This is a genomic window from Bartonella jaculi, assembly GCF_039543045.1.
GTDB lineage: Bacteria > Pseudomonadota > Alphaproteobacteria > Rhizobiales > Rhizobiaceae > Bartonella > Bartonella jaculi.
Map to the genome: position 1 here is coordinate 1 of NZ_BAABIZ010000031.1, position 10,557 is coordinate 10,557.

11 protein-coding genes and 2 pseudogenes are annotated in these 10,557 nt (G+C 35.8%); 3 read left to right on the forward strand and 10 right to left on the reverse strand.

Annotated features, from left to right (window positions below; all coding sequences use genetic code 11):
* Positions 1-233 precede the first annotated feature (233 nt).
* The 7 genes and pseudogenes from ABD915_RS07970 to ABD915_RS08000 all read right to left on the reverse strand — a co-directional run bounded on the left by ABD915_RS07970 (position 234) and on the right by ABD915_RS08000 (position 6,083).
* Positions 234-431, reverse strand: a complete 198-nt coding sequence (locus tag ABD915_RS07970; RefSeq protein ID WP_345117192.1) for a helix-turn-helix transcriptional regulator — start codon at positions 429-431, stop codon at positions 234-236.
* A gap of 95 nt (positions 432-526) precedes the next feature.
* Positions 527-1,015 (reverse strand): DUF488 domain-containing protein, encoded by a 489-nt coding sequence (locus ABD915_RS07975; protein WP_345117194.1) that lies wholly within the window; start codon positions 1,013-1,015, stop codon positions 527-529.
* Positions 1,016-1,071: 56 nt separating this feature from the next.
* Positions 1,072-1,696, reverse strand: a pseudogene (locus ABD915_RS07980) (lambda exonuclease family protein).
* 1,036 nt (positions 1,697-2,732) lie between these two features.
* Entirely contained in the window at positions 2,733-3,287 is a 555-nt protein-coding gene (locus tag ABD915_RS07985; RefSeq protein WP_345117196.1) for a biotin transporter BioY, read from the reverse strand.
* Positions 3,288-3,301: 14 nt separating this feature from the next.
* Entirely contained in the window at positions 3,302-3,937 is a 636-nt protein-coding gene (locus ABD915_RS07990) for an energy-coupling factor transporter transmembrane component T family protein (RefSeq protein WP_345117198.1), read from the reverse strand.
* The gene (locus ABD915_RS07995; RefSeq protein WP_345117200.1) at positions 3,934-4,614 is read right to left on the reverse strand and encodes an energy-coupling factor ABC transporter ATP-binding protein; all 681 of its coding nucleotides are present in this window, start codon (positions 4,612-4,614) and stop codon (positions 3,934-3,936) included. Before ABD915_RS07995 ends, ABD915_RS07990 begins: the two co-directional genes overlap by 4 nt.
* Positions 4,615-4,655: 41 nt before the next feature.
* A complete protein-coding gene (locus ABD915_RS08000) occupies positions 4,656-6,083 on the reverse strand; it encodes an amino acid permease (RefSeq protein WP_345117202.1) in 1,428 nt (475 codons plus the stop codon).
* A gap of 181 nt (positions 6,084-6,264) precedes the next feature.
* Here ABD915_RS08000 and ABD915_RS08005 point away from each other — a divergent pair, with 181 nt between their 5' ends.
* The gene (locus tag ABD915_RS08005) at positions 6,265-6,600 is read left to right on the forward strand and encodes a hypothetical protein (RefSeq protein ID WP_345117203.1); all 336 of its coding nucleotides are present in this window, start codon (positions 6,265-6,267) and stop codon (positions 6,598-6,600) included.
* A 556-nt stretch (positions 6,601-7,156) separates the two neighbouring features.
* Here the strand turns inward: ABD915_RS08005 and ABD915_RS08010 are convergent.
* Positions 7,157-7,312, reverse strand: coding sequence for a SlyX protein (locus ABD915_RS08010; protein ID WP_345117205.1), 156 nt, complete (start codon positions 7,310-7,312; stop codon positions 7,157-7,159).
* Between the two features lie 13 nt (positions 7,313-7,325).
* On the opposite strand from ABD915_RS08010, the gene ABD915_RS08015 reads away from it, so the two are divergent.
* Positions 7,326-8,306 carry a tyrosine-type recombinase/integrase gene (locus ABD915_RS08015; RefSeq protein ID WP_345117211.1) on the forward strand — a complete coding sequence of 327 codons (981 nt, stop codon included), beginning with the start codon at positions 7,326-7,328 and terminating at the stop codon, positions 8,304-8,306.
* Positions 8,307-8,515: 209 nt separating this feature from the next.
* Positions 8,516-8,716 carry a helix-turn-helix transcriptional regulator gene (locus ABD915_RS08020; RefSeq protein WP_345117207.1) on the forward strand — a complete coding sequence of 67 codons (201 nt, stop codon included), beginning with the start codon at positions 8,516-8,518 and terminating at the stop codon, positions 8,714-8,716.
* Positions 8,717-8,929: 213 nt separating this feature from the next.
* On the opposite strand, the gene ABD915_RS08025 is transcribed toward ABD915_RS08020, so the two are convergent.
* Together ABD915_RS08025 and ABD915_RS08030 are read right to left on the reverse strand one after the other, a co-directional pair.
* On the reverse strand, positions 8,930-9,343 hold the full coding sequence (locus ABD915_RS08025) for a hypothetical protein (protein ID WP_345117209.1): 414 nt from the start codon (positions 9,341-9,343) through the stop codon (positions 8,930-8,932).
* Positions 9,327-10,557 (reverse strand): annotated as a pseudogene (locus tag ABD915_RS08030) (hemagglutinin repeat-containing protein); the annotation flags it as partial. The gene ABD915_RS08025 and the pseudogene ABD915_RS08030, both read right to left, overlap by 17 nt.

Genomic DNA, 10,557 nt, shown 5'->3' on the forward strand with positions numbered 1-10,557 from the left:
CTAGAAGCAATAAAAAAGCTACAAAAAAATGAGGGATAGGAACAAAAAAAACGTAATAATTCAATACCTATAAAGTTCCCTCATATCTTATTAAGATACTGATTTTGTTAAAATAAACTAGAACGCGTCTGGGCACCATTTTGTATCTTTAATATACTGTAATACATAGATTTTTTCTTTAAAGAGCTGCTTTCAGACCACCTTTTAGACCACCTTCTACGGTTTATACAATTTTACCTAATTTGCTCCTTATTTTTCTTTGAAGTGAAAGCTAAGATCTCTTTCTTTCTCCACCTCACTGCCCTCCCTAGCTTATATGGCTCCGGAAATAACCCCTGAAGTACCCAATTGCGAATCGTTGTTGTTGACACACTAAAAAGCTGTGCACATTCACGTGTCGTTACATGTCTACCACCATCATCAAATATCATCTCATTACCTTTCTATTTTTTATGTTACGTAAATGGGTAAAGGGCTGGAGGCATATGAAGCACTCCTATTTTTAAAAAATCTGCAAGCTTATTTTTTAGATGTGCTTAATTTCATATTTCCAATCTTTTAATTGTGTAAGAGCCAAGGCTATTTTGCCTCTATGACACATGCAGACATTGGCTTCAAAACAGGTGATTGCAACGCGCTTTTTGTTTAAAAAAATTTGATATAATTTGTTTATTGCACAAGAATTATTCTTGAGAGTTGTATTTTGATAGTCTTCAAAAAGGCGTTCATAATCTTTTTGTGTTTTCAAATTTCGTCGTTTTTCAGAAACAATCCCAAGTTCAGGCATATGCATATATTCAATATCAATGTTGCTTACAGCTTTCTCTAATTGTCCTTTTGAAAATCCGTGTTTTCTACTTATTGGGTTTTTACGAACATCACATAAAGTTTTGATATCGTTTTCTATGAGACAATTAAGATAATTCTCAAGGGACTTTCCTTCATAGCCAATGGTAAAAAAACAAAACTCCTCGTCTTTAGCAGGCTGTATGATGATATGTTCGATGTTATACACGTTTGATTTCCTTAATAAATGGGCGGGGGTGTTGGGAGAGAAGCCCCCCATAAACTTTAAGCGGCTTTTGTCAAAATCTTCCTCATGTCTCGCTCTATTTCTGTTAAAAAGGCTTCAACAGCTTTATTAATCTCTTCAATGTGTTCCTCATCACGGGTGGACGCGTTTGATTTTAATTCTCAAACCAGTAGATCTGCCTAAAAATTATGGATTATAGCTAATGAAATGACACCTTTTGCGTCTTGTGCATGCCATTTGGAATTGCATCTGCGCGATATATTCAGGCTTGATTTCGTCATACATAAAGAAGCGCAAATGCGTAGTTGATTGTGGACACTTAACTTCAACTAAACCGTCATCACCGATAAGCCCATCAGGGCTCGCCCCCGCCATTTTCATTTTGGGATGTTGAATAAACCCGCATCTTGTGACTTCTGTGTCATAAATGAATTCATATTCTCTCAAGGCATCTTCTTCATATTCAATGCCCTATTGCATAGCAGGTGTTGTATAAGATTGACTTATTTCCCCTGTTAAGCCTTCTGTCATGAGTTTCATTTTGTAATCCTCATATTTACTTGTAGGCGTTCCCTTGGCTGTTTTACTAAGTACGTTGTAAACGTTTGAAGCGGTGACTTTTCCTAGCCGCGCTTAGAACCATTCTACTGTTCTTTGTTCCATTTCACACCGCCGTTTGTTGCTCTTGTGGTGGTAAGGATTGTTGTGCTTTAGCCATTTGCAAACGTTGCTTTTTTTCAAAGAAAACAAAGCGATTTGTGCTTGTTCATAAGACATCGCTGTGATTTTTTCCAAAAAGTAAAAAGATTGATGATTTCACTGTTTAGATTACTTATGCTGGCAAATTACTGCTTAATGTAATAAACATTTAAATTATTAGTGCAAACAATTTATGTATAGAGACATAATCTATAATTTCTCACCTTGATAATAAATCTAAGGTTCTTTTTTAAAAGATTTGAATATTTTTAAGGCGTACTTCATGCTTTTACTGTAGAAATTACGCTAAAAAAATAATAGATATATAATGATAATCTGTTCTTTTATAATCTACCAATTGAATATGGAGAATATGGAAGCGTATATGTATCGCCCTAAATTAACATACACACGTCTCGCTTTTTGAAACAGAGGTGCTATTTGTCTCCAAAACAGACTATGATCGCCCATATGAGTGGGTAAAATAACTTTATTTAATAAAGAATCAACTTTCTTATTAAGAGGCAGGCTTGTCGTAGAAACAGTAGGAGCAATAATAACAGATGTCACGCCTTGAAAAGGAGCACGTTCAGACGCTTTAACGACAGATGAAAAAACTAAAACAATAACGCATATAGAAAAGCAGTATCTTATATTCATAGCCTTATTTGTACAACTTATTTTCCTCAATAAAAATCCACAATGAATTTAACATAAGATCATGTTTATGTATATAGTAAATTTATATAATAATAAAAAGAATAAAAATATTTTATAATTTATAAAAATAACTATTAAAATAGTACTCTTAAACTAAGCCATATTATATCCTATCCGTTTATAGATAATAACTTAGATACTATACAATAAATTCTTTTGTCTTACATATCCCCTCTCATTAAAGCGTAAACCAATAAGACAGGGGACTTTATCATATTATTATTTTTTCCCTTTTATCTTCATATGAACCGCGATACAACATTCCAATTCAAAGTAAGGACTACCCTTTCTTTAACGTAATGAGAGGGACGGATTTTTTAACTGTAAGTGCTACAAAAGATGCAATCAGTACTTTTAGAAAATCGCCAATCAAAAAGCCTAATGAACTTATTAAAGCTGTCAGCAAAGGAACCTGGGTAATATATGCCATCCATGGTATTCCAAAAAAATAGACAATCCCAATACCACCCACAGCATTTATTACAAATAATATTATAAAATTTAATCGCTGCCAAAACAACTCAACCATAAAGCCAATAAAAAATGCAGCAACTGGATAACCAATCATATAGCCACCACCAGCCCCTAAAAAAACACCAATGCCTCCGCGCCCACCTGCTAATAAAGGTAGTCCAATAGCAACCAGTACAAGAAAAAGAAGTGATGCTAAAGCCCCCCTTTTCGCTCCAAGTATAGATCCTGCTAACATCGGCCCCATTGACTGAGCCGTAATAGGAAGTCCAAGAAAAATAGGAAGAAAAATAGGAGGGAAAAGGCCTAAAGCCGCGTAAATAGCCGCAAATAAAGCAATATAGGTTAGATCTTTTGTATTCATTGAATTATTCCTTACTATAAATATGTATCATCGTTAGATATTTTATCATCAGCATCACAGTCATAAGAACGTGCATCTAGTGCTTCAGCAACTTCTGAAGCCATCCTTATTGTTCGTATAATTAACGGCATTGCAAGAGCAGCAATATTCGTATCAAATCCACGTGCCCGCTGTGCTTCACGCACTTCATTGAATTTCTCACCAACAACTGGAATAAATCTGATTGCCATAGATAATACCATACTAAATTTTGATGGATTTATACCAAAGCGTCGAAACGGTTGAAGCCATGTTTCAATGGCACTCACCATATCTGAAACTTTAGTCGTTAAAGAAACAAGAGAGGCTAAAAAAACAAGAGAAATAAAACGCAATACAATCTCAAAACCTGTAAGCCAATTTTTAAAAATAACTTGAAAAACAAATATAAGGACTAAAAATAAGCCCATTGCTTTAAGCTGTCTTAACACATTGTTAAAAGGAACCTTCGCAACTCTATACAATAAAGCTACAAATAATAAAAAGGGTAGTAGAATAAAAATTGATGATACCATAAAGAGAACAGTTGCACATATAGTAAGGGCTAACAGCTTAACCCCTGGTTTAAGCCTATGAATGAACGTATCCTGAGGAAGATATAAACCGATCACAACATTCTTCTTATATATTCTTTGATCGCAACAACAGGTACATCATCAACAACTATTTCCCCCTTATCAAAAACTAACACTCTATCAAACTTTTTGAGAAACTCCAAATCATGCGATACAACAATTGCCGTTTGTGATAATTCTTCTATAACGTGCGTAACACGGCGCTTATTTCGCAAATCAAGCAATGTCGTCGGTTCATCAAAAATAATATAGTCTGGTTTCATTGCCACGACACTGGAAATAGCAACGAGTTGTTTTTGTCCACCACTTAATAAATGAACTGCATGATTTCTGAAAGTTTCAAGATCATAGCGCTGTAAGATCTCATCTACACGCTCCTTAATTTCATCTTTACTCAGTTTTAGGTTTTTGAGACCAAAAGATAAGTCTTCTTCCACTAACGGTAAAACAATTTGATTATCAGGATTTTGAAAGACAAATCCTACTTTACGTTTTACTGCTTTTGCATCGCGTTTTGTATCAAGCCCATCAACACTTACAAAACCACGAGATGGTAATTGTAACCCATTGATAAGACGAACAAATGTACTTTTTCCAGAACCATTGGCACCAATAACGGCGATTCGTCTTTCGGTAAGCTGTACAGTAATATCTCTTAAAACATACAAGTCACCAAAGACCTGTGTTACCTTATCAAACTTTATGATCCCCAAGATTTATTCCAATCAATCTCTTTATATTACCTCTTCTACCACTATCGCTTAAGTTTATAACCCAAGAGTAAAAACAAGCACCAGAGAGGAATAATCATAACTGCCAAACTCATATCAGGCATCTGCACAGGGATATATGGTTCAAAAAAAGATACCCTTATTCCTATCATATTGAAAAGTTGAGTCATTAATCCATTTTTTCCAAAGCCACTTACAAACATAATGCAATATAATAAAGCCAGAAAGCAGAGGCAAAAATAGTTGGCGTAAGGATATAAACCAAACCCATAAATGAGCGCTTCTTTTCTGCCCTTATGTGCTTTTCGAAACTTTAAATGAACAATAACAATAATAGCCCAAGTAATAATCGCTGCTGCGGTCGCGAGAGCCATGATGCGCATAAAACTATTATCCGGGACAAGAGCATTAACAACGATAATCATTGCAGTACATATCGATGAAAAAATAATAGCAACGTAAGGAACACGAGCAGAACTAAGTTTACTGAAAATATGTGGTGCATTTTTTTGTATAGCTAAACTATAAAGCATACGGCCATTGGAATAAATGCCACTATTGTAAACTGAAATAGCAGCCATAATAACCACAAAATTCAAAATATGACCAGCAGCTGGAATTCCCACAGTCTCAAAAATTGTGACAAAAGGACTACCATTTTTTCCGATCATATTCCACGGGCTTATCATCATAATAACACTGATAGAGCCAATATAAAAAATTATAATCCTCCACATAACTTTACGAATAGCGATTGGTATTGTTTTTTGTGGATTTGATACCTCTCCAGCAGCAATACCAATAAGTTCTGTTCCACCAAAAGAAAACATCACCACACAAGTAGCCAAAACAACTCCCGTTATACCATAAGGAAAAAAACCGCCATGAACCCAAAGATTATGAATGCCTGCTTGATTCCCACTTATTCCAGTGACAATGAGAAAAATTCCAAAAATAATCATACCAATAACGGCAGCGACTTTAACCAAAGCCACACCAAATTCAAACTCACCGTAAAAACGGACATTCAGCAAATTGATCAATGTCACAAACAAAAGAATGATGAAAGATGACTTCCAATGATCAATCAAAATCCAATGATCTAGATAAAATCCGACAACTGTAAGTTCGGTCATACTGACGAGAATATAAAGGAACCAATAATTCCAACCTGTTATGAAACCAGCTAAACTCCCCCAATATTTATAGGCAAAGAAACTAAAAGCACCTGATGTTGGTTCTTCTACCGACATCTCACCAAGCATTCGCATGATAAAATAGATAATAAGTCCTCCAAAAAGATAAGCTAAAATAGTTGAAGGACCAGCTAATTGTATAGATTCTGTTGCCCCATAAAAAAGCCCCGTTCCAATAACCCCTCCCAAAGCAATCATTTGGACGTGACGATTTTGAAGGTTACGCTTCAATTCGTTATGTTGTTTCTCAGACATTATTCCTCATCAATTTTATTGAATTTAATCTAAATTTGTACCGAAATAAAACTGTTATCTTCTTATGCATATTTTTTAAAAAAAATCACAAAATTAACACAATTTATTTTCTTGTTAGAATGCAACCCCTCGTTTTTCTACGCATTATGCAGATGTTCTATTAAAATTATAGGAAGAAAATATGCTTCATCCGTTGCTCAAATTAATAACTTTTATTTTTGTTACATTAACAATTATAGTATTGGCTATTGATAGTGCACACTCTGTGAGCACATCACATTGGATGATAACCCCCTTAAATAAAATGTTAGCAAACTTTCTGCAAACCGATATCTATGGACTTAACCAGTCTATACATAATATTATGCCAGCTTTTCTATCCTCAATTTGCATTACCCTCACTTGTTTACCAGCATGGTCTATCTTTGGTGTTTTAGCAATAGTATTTTGTACCTTGAATTATAAAAAACTAAAGCCGTTTCATAAAACCTTCTATACAAAAGAAGAATACATTTAATATTGAAATAAATCTTTTAAAATCTATTTTGTATTATACACAATCGATACACTTTAGAGGACTTTATCCTGTCAAGATGGCTGAAAGCTATTTTTTAATAGGGATCGATTAAAAGCAATTAACCATTAAGTTTAATTTCTCATTCTAGCTATAAGAAAAGTCTGTGCCAGAAAACTCAAATATGTTGAAATCGCTCATTTATCCTCGCCAAAAGGTTTTTTCTGTTTTTCAGCATCATGAAATAGCATACAGAAAATGCCTTTTCATAATATTAGCGCTCCTTAGAAGATTAAACTTCCTGAAATAATAAGGAAGCTTCTGAAGCTTATAAAAAAACCACTTAACATGCTTAAAAGAACGGATTAAATAAAAAACTGAGCAGTAAAAACTATATAATTGTGATAAAAAATTAAACACCATTGCAACCTACTACCCTTCACATCTTGAAAAAATCCAAAGAGCTATTACTGGAAGAAATTTGAAAGCCTCAAAAAAGTACCACGCCCCTATTTATGAGGAAATGGTGACACAACGGCTTTAAAAAAATTTTGTTCTTCTAATCTGAAATTTGCCTCGTTAAAACATTAAATTCTTTAGATATCTCATGCAAACTTTTCGATTGATTAATTACTGCACAAAAAAATGCGTCAATAAGCTTTTCTTGGTAAGTTAGCTTTATTCCGAGCTTTATCAACCGATTTTCATCCGCCATAGTTCTTAACTCCATCTTAAAGAGAAAAACTTATTTAATTTTATTAAACTCCCCCCTTCCCCCCATTCCTATTAAAGAACGCAATAAACAAAAGCGTGAAGCAATGCGCAATCTCCATTATTTAAAAGACATTGCTCTAGACACTTTTGAAAATCGGAAAGCTAAATTAAAAGGAGATGGTAAAGATGGTAACTGGTTTTTACATTTACGTCTTCATATTCTTCCAAAATTAGGTTGTATACCGGTTTCAGAGATTACACAAACAGATATACGCAACACCCTTGCCCCTATCTGGCATACAAAAGCGGGGACTGCTCGGACAGCATTGATGCGTCTTAATCTTTGTCTCAAGCATGCGGCTGCATTAGGATTGGATGTTGATTTACAGGTGATAGAAAAAGCAAAGGCTCTCTTAGGTAAACAACGCCATAAAAAACAAAACTTACCAGCAATGGATTGGAGAGATGTACCAGCTTTTTATAAAACACTTTGCGAAACAACAACTATAAAACATCTAGCTTTGCGTTTGCTTATCCTTACAGAGGTTCGTAGCAATTCTTTGCGTCATATTCATAAAGATCAAGTTGATGGAGATATCTGGACTATTCCTGCTGAGAAAATGAAAGGAAAGCGTGATACAACAAAAGAGTTTCGCGTGCCCTTATCAACAGAAGCACTAAAAGTAATTGAACAAGCCCGCTGTATCTCTAAAAGTGATTTCATCTTTTCACTTACCGGTCATGGTCCTCTTTCACATACGATGATGGCTGCGTATATGAGAAAAAATAAAATTGAAGCCTGCCCCCATGGATTTCGTTCTAGTTTACGCGATTGGCTTGCTGAAACAACCGATGCCCCCTATGAAGTCGCTGAAACCATTCTGGGGCATGTCGTTGGTGGACAAGTAGAACGTGCCCATCATCGTACAGACTATTTAGAACAGCGTCGTGTCTACATAGATAAATGGGCGGCTTATGTCACCGGTCAAAGCTAAGATATGGGGTGCATAACCCCATTATCTGTGGATAACTTTCTCTCTCTTTTCTCTCATATCATCTCAATAAGACTCATAAATTATCACATCAGAAAAACTATGATAAAATACTGTTTTCTATAGACTAAATACCTTTCATATGATTCAAAAATATGGTTAATAAATGCTTATGATTTGTTCTCATTTTTTATTATTGAAAGGATTTTAGTATGACTGAAAACGATATTCTTTTGACAGACCGTGAAAGTGCAAAATTGCTTCATATGAGTGTCTCAACTTTCCGCCGTCATGTCACCAATGGATCTTTACCAAAGCCCTTAAAATTTGGTTTTTTATCGCGTTGGTTACAATCAGATCTGATGAATGTCATCGAGCAAGCGAAACAGCAACGTCAAAGTGACGCGGCATAAAAAAACCTTGTCACGTAAGGATGGACAAGGCTTTTCATTTTCACACAAGTTATTGGTTTTTTTTACAAGAAGTGCAAACCCCCTCCTGTAACGTATGCATTCCCTACGTCATATTGTTTCACATACAGCGTTGAGATGGTGTGATTGAGGGAATAATCCCTCCATTCCAAGCGAACGTAAGAATGGCGGATTGTTGATGATCAACTGCAAGACTTAAGGTTTGCATTCAGGTTGTACTGGACTTCTTTTACAATAAGGGCTGTTTAAGCGCTTCTCAACACTTCGCTTCGGAATTACAGCACCTGGACGACAAATTGGCAAGTTTTCTTCTCTAAATGTATAACACCACCCTCCTATATGTTCATCTTTATAGCGGAATCCTGCTTGGATCATACAAGCATAAGTTGTTGCTCTCGCATTGTTGCTTCTCTCTCGATTTTCTGTATCAAGATCGATAAGGCTCGGCATGCCACATTCTAAAAGGGCTTTTCCTACCTCAGTAGAATCTGCACCAGGTTTCTCCCACATACTCACGTATGCTGGAGAAGGTTTGTCAATATTTGATATGTCACATCCAGTAACACTTAACAGAACTATCCCACCTAATAATTTAAACAATCTCTTCATTTTTTCTCCATAAATAACCTAAACCTAAATTATCTAAAATCGCATGAGATGCATAAATTATTACATTATGAGGTGTTCCATAATCATGTTTACATGCATCACTTGCATCACCATAACACTTATGGGTGGTACTAGGGTTATGTCCGCGTAGCGCGCTCCCTTGCTCTTTTATTGCAATTGCTGGTGGAAATAATACATAGGGGAACTTCAAGGGCACCTCATAAGCTGTAGGCCAATTGTGACCAATTCCTGTACCAATGGGATCAAAGATATGGTTTTGTAAATAAATATGATCTTTTTTACCATCACTCACATAATAGTGTGCATTCGCTATCGATTGAGAGTTATCAGCTGGTCCAAAAAGATAGATATCTGTTTTTTTGGATATACCATGAATGCCACGCTTTTCAAAGTCACGCAGTCCATTGCCTACTGTTAAGCTACCACGACTATGCGCACTAACAATAGCCCCATCATTACCATAACGAGTGATAAAACCTTGGAACTTCTTGGTCGAATTACTCCATCCCCCAAAATACTCATAAATCGCTATCCCTATTTCTACAAGCCTATCTTTATCTTGGGGGTGGTAGGTAAAATAAAGGTGACCATTGTTATGAACAGCCATTTGCACAGCATTACCCGCTGCTTCATCAGGGGAATTAAAAATGCCATTGTAGAACATATAAACATTGCCATCAGAGCCTTTTTGTAAATGATTTTCTTCCTCTGGCGTTAAATAGCGATACAGAGTAATATTTTTTCCATCACTGTCTTTTATAGGTTTTCCATTGTCATCAGTTAAATAGAGGACATTGCCATTTTCATCATGCGCAACCTCAGCTATGGGATGCTCTTTAACATTTGTAATTTGATAAATTTTGTCCCAGTATCCCAATCCTTCATCGGATAAATCATTGATCATATCTAAGCGATTATGCACCGCTCCCTCAAGGGATGTGGCGTCTATCGGTGCTACAGCCTGGTGGGCTGCTGCAGTATTGCGGTTGAGAGAGCCAATGATTTGTTCAGCATCTTGCCCCATGGACCTTTGGCCAGTTGTATTGGTTAGAATGATAGTGCCCTCACTGATAGCGGATTTGGTTTCCCATTCTGCGTTATCCTTAGCTTTGCCATGGTTTAAAACATTCTTGGTAATATTCTTTACCGTGTCATTTCCAGAAAGGCTAAAACCATGGCTGCTGGCTGTCGCA

Bases quoted from the DNA above. Each gene is read 5' to 3' on its own strand.
- ABD915_RS08025 (WP_345117209.1), bottom strand. From the start codon at position 9,343: ATGAAGAGATTGTTTAAATTATTAGGTGGGATAGTTCTGTTAAGTGTT.
- ABD915_RS07985 (WP_345117196.1), bottom strand. From the start codon at position 3,287: ATGAATACAAAAGATCTAACCTATATTGCTTTATTTGCGGCTATTTAC.
- ABD915_RS08000 (WP_345117202.1), bottom strand. From the start codon at position 6,083: ATGTCTGAGAAACAACATAACGAATTGAAGCGTAACCTTCAAAATCGT.
- ABD915_RS08010 (WP_345117205.1), bottom strand. From the start codon at position 7,312: ATGGCGGATGAAAATCGGTTGATAAAGCTCGGAATAAAGCTAACTTAC.
- ABD915_RS07970 (WP_345117192.1), bottom strand. From the start codon at position 431: ATGATATTTGATGATGGTGGTAGACATGTAACGACACGTGAATGTGCA.
- ABD915_RS08020 (WP_345117207.1), top strand. From the start codon at position 8,516: ATGACTGAAAACGATATTCTTTTGACAGACCGTGAAAGTGCAAAATTG.
- ABD915_RS08005 (WP_345117203.1), top strand. From the start codon at position 6,265: ATGCTTCATCCGTTGCTCAAATTAATAACTTTTATTTTTGTTACATTA.